13 protein-coding genes are annotated in these 14,431 nt (G+C 30.2%); 1 reads left to right on the top strand and 12 read right to left on the bottom strand.

What is annotated here, in order from left to right; all coding sequences use genetic code 11:
* The 11 genes from SOR77_RS08785 to SOR77_RS08735 all read right to left on the bottom strand — a co-directional run.
* Positions 1-543: hypothetical protein (locus SOR77_RS08785; protein ID WP_414153393.1), on the bottom strand; the 543-nt coding region annotated here is incomplete at its 3' end.
* Between the two features lie 22 nt (positions 544-565).
* Positions 566-1,390, bottom strand: a complete 825-nt coding sequence (locus SOR77_RS08780; RefSeq protein ID WP_320636729.1) for a class C sortase — start codon at positions 1,388-1,390, stop codon at positions 566-568.
* A gap of 65 nt (positions 1,391-1,455) precedes the next feature.
* Positions 1,456-2,961 (bottom strand): isopeptide-forming domain-containing fimbrial protein, encoded by a 1,506-nt coding sequence (locus SOR77_RS08775; protein ID WP_320636728.1) that lies wholly within the window; start codon positions 2,959-2,961, stop codon positions 1,456-1,458.
* Positions 2,949-7,358 (bottom strand): Cna B-type domain-containing protein, encoded by a 4,410-nt coding sequence (locus SOR77_RS08770; RefSeq protein ID WP_320636727.1) that lies wholly within the window; start codon positions 7,356-7,358, stop codon positions 2,949-2,951. Before SOR77_RS08770 ends, SOR77_RS08775 begins: the two co-directional genes overlap by 13 nt.
* A 7-nt stretch (positions 7,359-7,365) precedes the next feature.
* A complete protein-coding gene (lepB, locus tag SOR77_RS08765; protein WP_320636730.1) occupies positions 7,366-7,845 on the bottom strand; it encodes a signal peptidase I in 480 nt (159 codons plus the stop codon).
* A 178-nt stretch (positions 7,846-8,023) separates the two neighbouring features.
* Positions 8,024-9,478: a helix-turn-helix transcriptional regulator gene (locus SOR77_RS08760; protein ID WP_320636726.1), complete on the bottom strand. Its 1,455-nt coding sequence runs from the start codon at positions 9,476-9,478 to the stop codon at positions 8,024-8,026.
* Between the two features lie 682 nt (positions 9,479-10,160).
* A complete protein-coding gene (gene tsaD / locus SOR77_RS08755; RefSeq protein WP_320636725.1) occupies positions 10,161-11,159 on the bottom strand; it encodes a tRNA (adenosine(37)-N6)-threonylcarbamoyltransferase complex transferase subunit TsaD in 999 nt (332 codons plus the stop codon).
* A 13-nt stretch (positions 11,160-11,172) separates the two neighbouring features.
* Positions 11,173-11,595 carry a ribosomal protein S18-alanine N-acetyltransferase gene (gene rimI, locus SOR77_RS08750; RefSeq protein WP_320636724.1) on the bottom strand — a complete coding sequence of 141 codons (423 nt, stop codon included), beginning with the start codon at positions 11,593-11,595 and terminating at the stop codon, positions 11,173-11,175.
* Positions 11,585-12,244, bottom strand: coding sequence for a tRNA (adenosine(37)-N6)-threonylcarbamoyltransferase complex dimerization subunit type 1 TsaB (gene tsaB, locus SOR77_RS08745; protein ID WP_320636723.1), 660 nt, complete (start codon positions 12,242-12,244; stop codon positions 11,585-11,587). Before tsaB ends, rimI begins: the two co-directional genes overlap by 11 nt.
* The gene (tsaE, locus tag SOR77_RS08740; RefSeq protein WP_320636722.1) at positions 12,244-12,690 is read right to left on the bottom strand and encodes a tRNA (adenosine(37)-N6)-threonylcarbamoyltransferase complex ATPase subunit type 1 TsaE; all 447 of its coding nucleotides are present in this window, start codon (positions 12,688-12,690) and stop codon (positions 12,244-12,246) included. The genes tsaB and tsaE overlap by 1 nt, the downstream gene beginning before the upstream one ends.
* Positions 12,668-13,189 carry a nitroreductase family protein gene (locus tag SOR77_RS08735; protein WP_320636721.1) on the bottom strand — a complete coding sequence of 174 codons (522 nt, stop codon included), beginning with the start codon at positions 13,187-13,189 and terminating at the stop codon, positions 12,668-12,670. The genes tsaE and SOR77_RS08735 overlap by 23 nt, the downstream gene beginning before the upstream one ends.
* 102 nt (positions 13,190-13,291) lie before the next feature.
* On the opposite strand from SOR77_RS08735, the gene SOR77_RS08730 reads away from it, so the two are divergent.
* A complete protein-coding gene (locus tag SOR77_RS08730) occupies positions 13,292-13,867 on the top strand; it encodes a xanthine phosphoribosyltransferase (RefSeq protein ID WP_320636720.1) in 576 nt (191 codons plus the stop codon).
* Positions 13,868-13,919: 52 nt separating this feature from the next.
* Here SOR77_RS08730 and SOR77_RS08725 read toward each other — a convergent pair.
* Positions 13,920-14,431, bottom strand: a 512-nt coding sequence (locus tag SOR77_RS08725; RefSeq protein WP_320636719.1) for a nucleoside hydrolase, incomplete at its 5' end; no start/stop codon positions are given.

Here is a 14,431-nt window from a genome sequence, read left to right as displayed (position 1 = left end):
ATCATCCCAAATTTTATAGACAATTAATTTTATTTTTTTATCTATTTTGTTTTTTTCGTATTTTAAATCCATTAAAATTTCTCTATTACTATTTTCAGTAACTTCTAATAAAACAGGGGTTGGATAATATCTATAATCTTTATTTAATTTTGTTTCTCCCATTATTAAATACAATCCCGAATCTAAACCTGTAAAATTCACATTATTAAAGCTATCTGTCGCACCTTTTCTTAACTCTTTTAATCCATCTCTTTTTATATACGATTCTAAGGTATTAGCTACAGCTGTCTTATCCATAGAGCTATAATTAGATAAATCTACCTTATAATTTATAAATTCATTTACTAAATTATATTTACCATCTTTGCTTTTTTCGGCAATCTTATATAATTTAAACTCTGTATTCTCCAATTTATATTTTACACTAACGGTAGATTTGCAATTTCCCGCTTCAACATTACCTACAAACAAGCTTATAATAAGTATTTGGAACAATACGAAAGCAGAAAACAAGTTAAGTATATTTTTTAATTTTTTATTCATATATTTATCCTTTATCTATAAATCATCTTTTAGAAAGTAGTAATTCAACTAAAATCACAATAAACTTAACAATGTAAAAAATTAGTATCAAAATAATTAAGCACACTATATTTATAACAATAGAGTTAAGCTCTATCGCATCTGCTGTAACTTTTATATTTGATAAATCAGTATTAATTCTACTCCCTCTTACCAAAAGTCTATGAGTATTCACACCATATGGAGTACAAGTTTGTAAAGTTACATAGTCTTTCCCCTTTTCAATATTTAAATCATCCACTTCTTGTGGCAGTACTACTCTTATTTGATCAACTTCGTAGGTCAAAGTTTCATTTAAAGTATTTAGTGTAAAAGTATCTCCTTTTAAGAGTTTTTCAATATCAGTAAATAGCTTAGCAGAAGTAAGTCCCGTATGGCCTGAAATAACACTATGCGTATCTTTACCCCCAACCGGTAAAGATGTCCCCGGGATATGTCCAATAGCAACTTGTAAAACAGCTTCATCCGTTCCATGATAAATTGGAAGTCTCAAATTAATTTTTGGAATACTAATAACAGAAATAATTTCAGAGCCTTCTATTTTAAGCATTGAATTATATTTATCTAATTCTTTTTCACTCAATCTATCAAGCGACTTGTCAACTAAACTTTCATTATAGTCCCTAGCCTCTTTTAAAATATCTGTATACTCTGTTTCATCTGATTTTTCTACTTTAGATACATAACTTTCTATTGCTATTGACTGATGTTTGGCATTCCACCAATTACTCACCGTTGGATACAGTAATAAAACTATGCCCGCTAAAATCACTATAGATGCTACAATTGTTGACTTTCTAATTCTCATTTACAACATTTCCTTAAAATTTAAATTACGGAGGGATTACTCCCTCCTTTTATAAGAATTATTAATTATCTATTGATTGATAATTTTCTTTTTGTTGCTAAGTATATAACTCCGCCTAAAACCAGAACTGTTCCCACGGTATAGATAATTTTAGTTCCCATACCACCAGTTTCCGGAAGTTCAGGGCCTTGTTTGTTAACTATATCTGTTGATAAAGAACCTTCTTTTTTATTAGGAGTAAATTTGATTTCTCCACTTATTTTTTCCCCATTCAACTCTGTTAGCTCAAGTTTTTTATCATCATGAGTAGCCTTAACGATAAATTCAATAGGTTGAATCTTATTAAATCCCGGAGGGTTTTTTGTTTCTGTAAGTTTATACTTACCATCGTCTATCCCTTTGAATTCGAATTTATCTTTTTCATGATTTAATATTGCAACTTTACTATCTTCATATTGCCCTTTTACTGCATTCCATTTTTCTAATTTAAATTCTGCTCCTGATAATGGCTTTGTTATATTCTCTCTATCTCCAGGTTGAACTTTATTTACAATTACTTTATAAGTAAATACAATTACTTTGTCCTTTGGAGTTTTCCCTGTGCCGTCCCCGCTTTTGTTAGGATTGTTTGAATATTCAAGATAGACTTCATTAGGATTTCCTTTTGAGCCAATAACTGCTTGTTCATTTAATGTAGCCATATACTCTACAGTAATTACACTATCTTTAGTAATTGTTTTCCCAGTAATTTTCTTTAAATCATCCAAAGTTACAGTAAATCCTTTTTCTGTAGTCGCAACCGCAAATCCACTTGTTATTGTTTCTTTATCGACATATACCTTCACTGAATCTTGGTTAAAGGTTAAACCTTTTGACATTTCATCATGAAATACATATTTGTATGTTTCATACTTGTCAAAATTTGATGGTAATGTACCAGTTAATTTAAATGGCACTTTATCTCCAATGTCATGGTCAGCTGTTTTTGACCAATCTTCATATTCTTTAGCTTCTGAATCGTTAATATCTTTAACATGTTTTTCTACTTTTGGCACATCTAATTTAGTTTTTGCTGTTACAGTTCCTACTACTTTTAATAAGTAAAGTGTATATGCTCCATTTTCTTTATCTTTAGCTTCTTGTGATGCATCAACGTCTTTTACTAAATAATAACCTGCGTCAAGTTTATCAAATTTATGGGAATTATTTGGTTGCACTAATTCTGATTCTACTTTATTTTGTAACTTTGTACTAATTTCCTTTGCAAATTGCTCTACATTATCTCCTGTCAATGAATTCGCTATTTCAGAAGCGGTACTTTTCCCACTAAAACTAATATTTTTAGTATCCTTTACTCCATTTCCCCACTCAATATTTGATAATTTTAACTTTCCATTTTCGCCATTTGAAACTTCACCTTTAAAAATTTGATAAAGTTCAAATTTATGAGGTGTCTTCCCTGTATTTTCTACCGTTAAGCTACTAGTGCCCTGTGCAAAAGTAGGTTTTACTGTACTTATAATCATCAGTAAAGTTAACATCAATCCCATTAATTTTTTTAATTTTCCCATTTCTTATGTCCTTTCATTAATTGTATTTTTATTTTATATCTCTTTCTTTGATATAACATATATATGCAAGAAGAAAATAATAAAACTGTACCCATAGCATAAATTCTATTTGTGCCAATTCCCCCTGTTACCGGGAGTTCAATTTCACTACTCTTTATTTTTTTATTAAATATATTTATCTCTCCCGATTGAATACCGTCGTTATTAAAATAATATGTTTCATATCCATTAACTTCTACTTCTTTTACTTTATAGAAATATTCAGCCCCTTGCTCATCTCTTGCCGGTAATCCTGTCCAAGATTCTGTATACTTGTTAGCTTTTGTCAAAGTTTTGGAGTGATTTTCAAGCTTTTCAAAATTCCCATCTTTTCCTGTTTTTCTATAAAGATCTACTCTAACTTCTATATTTGGAATATTTTCACTTTCATATTCTAATCCATCATCATCCTGCCAAAACTTGTTAACTCTTATTTTTGTATAATCATTTTTTATATACATTATCCCGCCGGAATTTTTCAAAAATGATATTTTCCCCTTATCTACTTTTGATAAATCCGGTCTATTTTCTGAACGATGGTACGAACTATACTCATCACTTCCCGCTTTCATCCAAATAAAGTAAACAGGTTCTGTTAATTTTGTATATCCATCGAGACTTTCGATTTCTGTTAACCTATAGAGTACATCTGCTTCAAGTCCCGGATTTGCACCTGATAAAGACCAGCTAATATACCCCGAGTCTGGAATTGTAATTTCGTCACTGTCCTTATACTTGACAATATGCCATGCATTATTTAAGTCATTCCATTTACTATGATCAAATTTTTCAAGCTTAAATTTCGTTCCAGGCAAGAATTTCTTTATATCTTTTGAATCTACCTTATATATTTTTATTTCTTTTACAGTAACTGTTGCAGATGATTGATTATCTCTTAAAATTGTAGTATCCTTAGAACTTGCAATTCCCGACAATTCCGCTTCATTTTTTATAGTGAGAGAGTCTGCAAAATTAGTAAATTCATATATATACTCAAATACACAGGCCAGTTCATCAGGTATTATAAGCGTTAGTTTCAATTCTTCTTCATCAAAAGTGATCTTATATCTGCCCTTCTCTATTTCTCTTCCTTTGTTATCAGGTTTAGAATTATCATACTCATATAATTTTGCCTTATCTATATCAAATCTGGGAATTTTCCCTTGAGATTTAAGTTTATCAACTAGAGTAAGCTCATTGCCGTTTTGGATTAAATCCTCTCCTTCCGGATTAATAACTAAGTTATACTTTACATTTCCTGTTGGATTACCTATAGGTTTGTTACTATCATTAATTTTTATAGGTTGTCCTTTATCATCTAGTTGCCAGCCTTTCTTAGTGAGTTTATCCAACTTCTTCTCAACTGTTACTTCATTTGATGTTTTTTCTGAATTCCAAGAGACTTCATTGATATAAGTCTTATTTACATTCTTGTTGTCTTTCCAAAATTCATCTTTACTTACATCAAGTTTGTAGAAAATTTGAACTATAGGGAAATAGTCATCGTATATATAATTATCTATTTTAATCGTAGCAACTTTTTTATTCCCTTCTTGATTTATAGTAATAGTAGGCTTACTATTCCCTTGAAAATTGGTTCCATACCTATTTGACCTGTCATATTTGGGATAAGCTAAATTATCTGCTCTAAAAAATGCTGCTTCAAGTGAACCCTCAACATATTCTGCTCCATCGGGAAGAATATCATCGATAACTAGTGTTCCATTTTTAGTTTGATTTCCATCTACTTCTGATGTTGTGATCATAATCCTATACTCAATCTGCCCCTTATCCTTTGAGTAATCTACTGCTGACTTCCCATTTTTGTATATTGGAATATAGTTCTCAATCCCTGTTAGAACTCCTTTTTCTATCTTTCCTCTCTTTTCATATTCTGTTTCTGCTGTAGTTGTTTTATCTGCAACAGTTGCCTTATTTATAATCTTAATTTTTTCATTTTTAGAAATTTCACTTAAATCTGAATATGTGTGATATTCTCCAATAGCAAAGTCTTTCGGATTAAAGCTAGACTCATAATTTATATCAACTTTAAAGCTTTTTACTTTTCTTGTAGTATCAGTTTCCGGTATGGCTTCCCCTTTTGAGTCATAGTAGGTTACTTTTATACTTTTTACAGTTCTATTCTCAGCTCTATTCTCAGCTTCTCCACTATATTCAGGGTCTTTATCATTCCCCCTATACCTATAACCCTCACCACCATAGCTTCTAAAGAAAAGTTGACTTTGTAACTCTTTATCAAGCTCACTTGCATAAGCATAGTGACTATCATCTCCCAAACTTCCTCCATTTGGTAATTTTTTTAGATTTTCAAATGTATCTGTGAATGTGAATGTATTTGAATTGTTTATTCCAATATTCACACCTACTTGCCATCTGTTTTTAGTTCTATTTTTTTTATCATCAAGATTTATTACCTTTGCAAATTTATTCAGGGCAAAGTCTTGAGTTGTTTTGATTGTTGTAGTATCTTCTTCATATTCGTTACCATATTTTTCAACTTTATTAGTTACTTCCGTTATTCCTCGTTCTACAAATGTTGTATATTCAAGTCTATATGTAGAATTTCTATTTTTAATCTTATAGTTATTAAAACTAAAGTCTATTAACCAATTACCATCACTATATTTAATTAACTCATTTTGTTCTAGGTGAATTATATCTCCTGAATCTAAATCTATAAGTCTTACAGACCCATCTTTTATTTGATGATTTATTTGGTCTCTTATTCTCCAACTACTCAAGTCCTTTTTATCGGGGTTGACAGTAATTGTCCAATTCACTTCTCCATATCCTTGTCCATTAGGATTAAAGTAACCTGATTTTTTTACACTTTTACTCCATTTTATAACGTCATCTGTTCCATGTTGATCCGGACCACTTATAGTCCAAGCAGTATTATTAAGTCTAATTTCCGAGATATCTTTTGGTGTACTGTTAATTTTTACTTCATAAGTTACCTTATAGCTTTCATTAGCTTCTAGTTTTGGTAACTTTTGTAAATCAAATCCTATAGTCTTTCCATACCCATTAGTTTGTTTAAGAAGATTTATTTCAGTGCTATAACTATGCCCATCGCTATATATCGTCGTATTCCCGTTCTTTTCAACTCTCAAAGTACTTAAATCAAATTCATAGTCCAAATTACTTGGTACCACCCAATCTATTCTGTCTGTAACTCTAATTTCTTTTTCAGTGCCTTTTTTCGTAGTTATATCTACAGTGTAAGTTACTTTCCTTTTATCAGGACTCAACTCCCCTTTTTTCTTAGAGCTTATATCTGTATTTCTCTCTTTTGGCACTAAAATTTCAACAGTTGTTCCACTCCCAGGGAAAGTAATTCTATCATTGTTATCTACAGAATTTTTTGAAACTATTCCTAAAAATTGTACTGTTCCATCGAATCCGTTTACTATTCCATTATGATCTTTATGCTTATTTAAAAACTCTTGATCAAATGTTATACTTATGAATCCATCAGTAGATATATTGTATCGACCTGCATCTTCCCCGCTCAATGTTTTTACCGTGCCTTCAAGTGTTCCCTCAAGTTTTATAGATTTTGGAACTTGATATGTCCCCGTTGAATTTTCAGAAGAAACAAACCCGTTAGGTATCGCATATTCTATATTTACTTTTACTTGATCTTTCTCATAAACTTGATCTGTAGGAATCCACTCCTGATTTCTTCTTGTTAAAACTTCAACTTTTCTTACATATTGTGTAAAATCATTACTGATATATTGCGCCATCATAGGTAGTGCTCTAAGTTCTCTATCTGTAGTCATTTCAACATCATCTTGACTACCGATTTCAATTAGTGCAAATTTAGAAAGTTTATCTGTAAAAAAAGAAGCACTTGATAAAACACCATCTTGGTTATAATTGATTTTTGTTCTTTCGTCATTAGAGATATCCCTTATTTGAGATTTATCTAACTCATCAATTTTATGCACTCTTAATTCCGGATTATTTACAGTTTTTTTAGTTTTATATTTTACAAAAATATCTGCATTATCTATGCTGTTTTCTAATACTTTTAATTCTTCTCTATCTTCTAAAAACTTATCTTTTTCTTCTCTAAGCTCCACTTCATCATCATTATTATCTCTATTAACCAATTCCGTCTTATCGTTTAATGTTTGATTCATCATATTTGAAATGTCGGATGTAGGCAAACTTTCATATGTTCTCTTTATATTTGTTTCATCATCTATTGCAGAACCCATTACCGGACCACTATTAGATGTGAACAGAATGGTAATTGCCAATAAAAACATAATAACTCTATGACTTAATATATTTTTTAAAATAAACTTTTTCTCCAGCTTTTTCTTCATAATTTACTTATAATATCCCTTCTATATTAAATACTACTTTCCCCAATATTTCTTGAATTTTTATATCTTTAATTTCATTAATCCTTGAATCATACGATTCCGCCCTATTATCTCCCATAACAAAAAATTCATTTTTTGTTATTTTATGTGGTAATTTTATATTGTATGGTTCCAGACTTTTTTTATTGGCATACGATTCTCTCTTAAAATCTCCATTTATAAAAATATTTCCATCTTTATCTATGTCTACGGATTCTCCTGTTTCTGCAATTATCCTCTTAACTAAAATTTTATTATCTCTTTTAAATACCACTATGTCCCCTTTTTTGTATTTATTTAATTTTACTGCTACTATATATTCACCTTTATTTAGTGCCGGGTTCATTGAATCATTAAAAACTCTATAGTATGAGAAATGCCTAAAAATTCCTAAAGAAATTATTAATAAACAAAAACTTAAAAATATTATTTTATTTTTTATTCTCATCGTTTCATCCATTCTAAAAATATCCTATATTTTGTCCTTACTTATATTTACCGTATGATTATAGTATACTTTTTTCTATATTCTTAATTTTGTCCATTTTTTGTCATTTTATGTACTTCTCATCAAAAAAGAACTTATAATAGCTTCAAGTATAGAGTCTATCATAAGTTCTTTCTCTTCATTTAATTAATGATTCTAAATAATTTATTACTTCTATTTTCCCCTTAATTTTAGCATTTTTAATTTTATTAAATGTATATTTAACAAATTGTTTATTTAAGTTATGATCTGTAATTTGTATAAGCTTGTTTGAACTATTATAACTTTCAATAATCAATCCACAATTTTCATTAATAGTTATTGATACATTTTCTCTTAAATTTTCAGATCCATATAACTCATAGTTATCATATTTTTTTAGTAATCTTATTATTTCTAATATATGTTTTTTAAAATCTTCTTTTGTATATTCTATTACTCTACCGGAAAACAAGATATTGTATTTTTGTACGTTTTGTATTTGAAATATCTCTATTCCACCGTTGCTTTCCAGCATAGATATAAATCCTTTTCTAGCTTTTACATATGTCTTCCAAAAATTTAAATTTGGATTTTCTCTATCTATTTTTAATGCTGTTTCCTCAGGTAATGTATAGAATGAAAAATATCCTTCTATCAAAAAATATCTTCCTTCATTACCGTAAATGCTACTATATATATTTTGATAATTTTCAGAATCCTCATAATTCACTACATTTATAAGCAATACGCTATCTCTTATATAATTATCCAATAAACCTTTATTATATTCTATAATTCCCTTTTCATTAGTTAATATACTCACTCTATTATCTAAATCATCATAATTAGAAAATTCTAAAGCTGTCATTTCACCATCAACTACAACCATGGTATTTACTGTATTAATTTTTTTATTTTTGCATAAATATGGAGTAATCCTTCTTGTCATAAATAAAGTTAACATATTGTATAGTAAAATTATCAGCTGTATATGGTAGTCTTTATCAGAAAAAATAAGTTTTACATCTCTACCATTTTTTACTAACTCTCTAGTTAACTCACTGTATTTGAAATAATAATTTTCTATTTCAAAATTTGAACTGTCTGATTGTGCTAAATTCCAATATACATTGTTCTTCGTTTTAGAACTCAACACAGCCTTGATTACATCCTCTATACAATTTTTATTCCCTTGGCTCCCATAATAATATTTTGTTTCTACCTTCTCTATACTTTTATCTAATATCTTTTGTTCTTCTCTTTTATATGTATTAAAATTCTCCTCAGAAATATCTCCTATTAATTTATTTATAATTTCTGCTACTGAATTCTTTAATATTAGCCATTCATACATATTCATAGAAATTTCTTCCAAATTTTTTTCTTCCTTGCAAGCTAGCAAGTCTTTAACTAAATTCAATCTATTCTTTTCTATAGCTACAGATACTAAATAATCGCATATATCAAATAAAAATTCACTGTTTCTTGGTAATTTTCTTTCTCCTTTTCTAAATTTAGAAATATATGATGGATCTATATATACAGCTTTTGCAAGTTCTACATTGGAAACGTTTAATAATTTCATCAAAACATCTAATTTTTTGCCAAACAATTTTTATACCTCCTATTCATCATTAATAAATCTTTTAAATCTATAATAAAATCATTCAAAATAGGTTAATTATAAAATATTAAAAATAAATTAAATATTTTCTTTTTAATTTCATTCTCTTATTCTTTAATTTAAGCCTTTAATTAACTTATCATTATATATAAAAAGACCCAAGTATTTTAAAATACTTGAGCCTTTTGTAGTAGCTTATAATTATAAAACTTTAATATATTATATGACAGTATATTCCTGTTTGTTTGTTTGTTTGTTTGTTACGATTGTCATTCATTTACTTTTGCCTCATTGTCAAACATTGACTTTCTATAATTATATCATAATCCTAACTAATTTTCTATTATTAATTTTAAAGTAAAGTGGTTAACGGCAAAATAAAAGCAAATCAAAAAATTTTATAGAAATCACATCCGATATAATTGAATCGCAAAACACAAAAATTAGAAAACTATTTAACATAATAATATAACAACCTACTATAGAGTAATATATAGTGATTTATTAAACAATTCTTATAGTGTTAGATCTCAGATATCTAGTTAAGAGGGTGTATTATAAATTGGGAAACTGATACTATTTTATGACAAATCGGTACTGCGTTTACTGCTCAATGGCATTGCACTTGATTCCACAATTCAAGTTATAAAAAGAGAGCTGACTAACTCTCTTATTTCAAGCCCAAATTAGGTGTTGCATATGCTTTTGTGTCGTAATTGCCTGAAAGGTATGTGAAGTATCCGGCTGATGCTATCATAGCTGCGTTATCTGTGCAGAGTTTAATGTCCGGATAATATATTTTTATTCCTTCTTCTGCACCTCGTTTTTCGAGTGCATTGCGAAGCCCTGAGTTAGCTGCAACTCCTCCGGCTAAAACTATTTTATCCATATTTTCTTCTATGGTCAGTTTAAAAGCTTTTTCCACCAGCACATCTATTACGGCTGTTTGAAATGACGCTGCAACATCCTCAACTTTGTATTCTTCATTTTTTTGCTCACATTGATGCAGATAGTTTATCACCGCTGTCTTGAGTCCACTAAAAGAAAAATCATAGCTGTCTTCTTCAAGCATTACTCTTGGAAAATTTAATACATCCTTTCCCTCTTTTGCCAGTTTATCTATTATAGGCCCACCTGGGTATCCTATTCCCATCTTCCTTGCAACTTTGTCAAATGCCTCCCCGGCTGCATCATCTCGAGTTCTTCCAACTAATTCAAAATCTACATAGTCCTTTACCTTTACAAGATAAGTGTGCCCCCCTGAGACTATAAGCCCAATAAATGGCGGCTTCAAATCTTTATGAGCTATATAATTTGCGCATACATGTCCAAATATATGGTTCACTCCAACAAATGGTACTCCTAAAGAATATGCAACTGCTTTTGCTCCTGAAAGACCAACTAATAGAGCTCCTACAAGTCCCGGCCCTCTAGTTCCAACTACTAAATCTATATCCGAAAACTCAAGCCCACTTTCCTTCATTGCTGTTTCAAGCACTCCATTAAATGCCTCAACATGTTTTCTGGATGCAACTTCCGGTACAACTCCTCCAAACTTTTGGTGAGTTGATATCTGAGATGAAATTATGTTTGAATAAACCTCTCTGCCATCTTTCACAACGGCAACTGATGTTTCATCACATGAACTTTCAATCCCCAATACGTTCATTATTTTCCTCCAATTATCTTCTTCTCCACATTATATAGGCATGTCTACCCTTGCCATAGTAATTTTCTCTCATACCCTCTATTCTAAAGCCAAACTTATGATATATTCTCTTGGCAACTTCGTTGTCATGTTCAACTTCTAAGGTTATTTCCTTTTCTTCAGCAAATTCTATCAACTTTTCCAACAATTTGACTCCCAGCCCATTGCCTCTATAATTTTTCAGTATCGCTATATTATCTAGACTGGCTTCAAATAATTTTGAACATATCATAAATCCAACTACTTTATCTATTTCTACAACCCAAACTTCTGTTAGAGAATCTGTCAATGCAACTTTAATCAAACTCCTAGACCATGGCTCGGTAAATGATTCTACTTCAACTTTGTGAATCTCGTCTAAATCTAAAAATTCAGCTCTTCTTATTTTAATTTCCATTTCTTTCATTAAATTGCGCCTCTGCTTGAGAAACTGCTAAATAATTTGGAAGCACTTCTTCTAAATTATCTGCACCTCTTTCTAAGTAAAGCATTTCTCCAAGTTTAGCTATATTGACTCCTCTTATATTTCGAGTCAATATATCATCTTCGTTTAATTTTTCTTCAAATACCCTTGTGCCTGTTCCCGTAACTTTAAAAGTTTTTTTTATACTTCCAAGTATTTCATCTATGTTTTTTATATCATCTTCTATTATTACTTCCTCTCCATTCTTAGAGTAAAGTCCGTAATAAGCTCTATTCCTCTTAGCATCAACCAAAACTAAGACATCTTCTTTAGAATCTATCATGCTCATAGCTCTTAAAGAAGACACGCCTATAACCGGTTTATTTAAAATTTGAGCAAAAGTTCGAGCAATTGTCACAGCAATTCTTGTTCCGGTAAAAGAGCCGGGCCCAACTCCAACTGCAAATAGTTCAACATCCTCAATTGTGTATTTAACATGAGAAAACATATCATCAATCATATCTGTAAGTTCTTCAGAGTTAAATACTCCTTCTGTAATTTCATAAGATACTATTTCCTTTTGACCATCTGAAAGACCAACAGTCGCCGTCATAGTAGATGTATCTATACCAAGTGTCAACATTATATATTCTCCAATAAATTTTTAAATCTGTCTCCATTAGCTATTAACTCAGCACTTCTATCATCAGAAATATTGATTTCTAAATATTCTTCAGGTAAAAAAGCTGCTATCCTATCTGCCCATTCTATTACACAAACTCCATCCCCATAAAAATACTCGTCAAATCCAAGGTAAGAAACCTCTTCAACATCTTCAAGACGATATGTATCAAAATGGTACAAGTTCAATTTTCCATAGTATTCATTGATTATACTAAAAGTTGGAGAAGTCACATAGTCTTCTATCCCCATTCCTTTAGCTATGTTCTTTGTAAGAGTGGTCTTTCCCGCTCCAAGTTCTCCATTTAAACAAATTACATCTCCTGCTTGAAGTAAACTACCTAGTTTTTCTCCAAACTTTTCTGTAATTTCTAAACTATCTAATTTAATATTTTTCGTAATGCACATCTTCTTTAAAATTCTTTTCCTTTTTATTTCTAGGCTCTTCAGCCTTATATCCCAATGCTATCACACACTCTACATTATATTTTCCCGGAATGTGTAGTATTTCTCTTATTCTCTCATCGGCAGGTTTTCCATTCTTGTCAAATTTGTTATATACATTCACCCAACAAGCTCCTATATCCAAATCTTCAGCTTGTAACAATATAAAAGTTGCCGCAATGCAAGCGTCTTGTCTGTTGTGTTCAGGAGATATTTCTGTATTGGATATGACTGCTATCCCACAGCTTGCTCCTTTTAAATGCCCCGCAGCAGTTTCTCTAAACTCAGATAAATCAGACAATGTATCTTTATTTTCTACAACTATCAGTTCAACGGTGTCTAAGTTTTTTGCAGTTGGCGCTTTTAGTCCCGCCGCCACTAAACACTCTATCTCTTCAGCTTTTAAAGGTTCATCTGTATATTTTCTAATAGTTCTTCTCTTATTGACTAAATCCTTAAACATACCTACCTCCTATAAATTATTATAACAGAAATATTATAAATGTTATTAAACCTCTTTTAAAATAGTAAATTTTCTGTAATAATATAACTTTAGGAGGATTCAATGAAACTATTAGAAGACAGAATTGAAAAAGATGGATACATACTTGGCGAAAATATCATAAAGGTGGATTCTTTTTTAAACCACCAACTTGATATAAAGTTTTTATCCGAGTTGAGTGAAAAAGTTTACAACCACTTTAAAGACAGAGGAATTAACAAAATTTTGACAATTGAAGCTTCAGGTATAGCTTTAGCTACTGTAGTTTCAGAAAAATTCGGCTATTTGCCAGTTGTTTTTGCTAAAAAACAAAAGACAAAAAATATCGGTGGCGATGTTTACGAATCAAAGGTTCAATCTTTCACAACTGATAAAGAATATACTGTTACAGTATCTAAAAAGTTTTTAAATGAAGGCGATAAATTACTTTTAATAGATGACTTCTTAGCTGAAGGTAATGCACTTAATGGATTGATATCCATTGCTGAGCAAAGCGGAGCTAAAGTTGAAGGAGTTTCTGTAGCTGTAGAAAAGGGATTCCAAGAAGGCGGAAAAATCATAAGAGAAGAAGGATATGACTTACTATCTCTTGCCATAATCGAAAGCATTGACAATGGAGAATTTACTTTTAGAAAGTAGATGAACTAAAAAATGTAGTGTGTCCGAAATCGCTCTCGGATATACTACATTTTTATTTAAACACAACTTCTATAAGCTTTTTATTTACTTGCGATGAAATCTTTGCTCTTGGAATATTTATCTTTCTTCCCGAGCTGTTATTTGATAATATCAATTTACCTGTTTTTAAATCTTCTAAATTTGAATTAATATATACTGTGTTATCTTCAAATAAATTTGAATCTGTTAGGTATATAGCTGCTATAACATCCCACAACACTATTGAGTCATAATCATACATTTCTTTAAATTCATCCATCCAAACACATAATTTTTCAAACACAAATTTATTTTTAACCTCGCCAATGTTTTCAATCTCTTTTAACTCACTCTTAGTAAACTCAACTTCCATACAACTATTTCCCGTTAAGATAGATAAATTTTCAAATTCGTTTACAACACACTTAGCTGCTCTGCTACACACAGAAAAATTAAGTTCATTCATGACCTTATTATTAAAATATAATGGCTCAGTTATTCCGCCCATTACTACAACTTCTTTTATTTTTTTCACAATAGATTTAT

It is taken from the genome of Peptoniphilus sp. (assembly GCF_034090345.1).
GTDB lineage: Bacteria > Bacillota > Clostridia > Tissierellales > Peptoniphilaceae > Peptoniphilus.
The sequence above is the reverse complement of the archived record's forward strand: the minus strand, read 5'-3'. Positions and strand labels throughout refer to the sequence as shown.

Bases quoted from the DNA above. Each gene is read 5' to 3' on its own strand.
- SOR77_RS08780 (WP_320636729.1), bottom strand. From the start codon at position 1,390: ATGAGAATTAGAAAGTCAACAATTGTAGCATCTATAGTGATTTTAGCG.
- SOR77_RS08775 (WP_320636728.1), bottom strand. From the start codon at position 2,961: ATGGGAAAATTAAAAAAATTAATGGGATTGATGTTAACTTTACTGATG.
- SOR77_RS08770 (WP_320636727.1), bottom strand. From the start codon at position 7,358: ATGAAGAAAAAGCTGGAGAAAAAGTTTATTTTAAAAAATATATTAAGT.
- lepB (WP_320636730.1), bottom strand. From the start codon at position 7,845: ATGAGAATAAAAAATAAAATAATATTTTTAAGTTTTTGTTTATTAATA.
- tsaD (WP_320636725.1), bottom strand. From the start codon at position 11,159: ATGAACGTATTGGGGATTGAAAGTTCATGTGATGAAACATCAGTTGCC.
- rimI (WP_320636724.1), bottom strand. From the start codon at position 11,595: ATGGAAATTAAAATAAGAAGAGCTGAATTTTTAGATTTAGACGAGATT.
- tsaB (WP_320636723.1), bottom strand. From the start codon at position 12,244: ATGTTGACACTTGGTATAGATACATCTACTATGACGGCGACTGTTGGT.
- tsaE (WP_320636722.1), bottom strand. From the start codon at position 12,690: ATGTGCATTACGAAAAATATTAAATTAGATAGTTTAGAAATTACAGAA.
- SOR77_RS08735 (WP_320636721.1), bottom strand. From the start codon at position 13,189: ATGTTTAAGGATTTAGTCAATAAGAGAAGAACTATTAGAAAATATACA.
- SOR77_RS08730 (WP_320636720.1), top strand. From the start codon at position 13,292: ATGAAACTATTAGAAGACAGAATTGAAAAAGATGGATACATACTTGGC.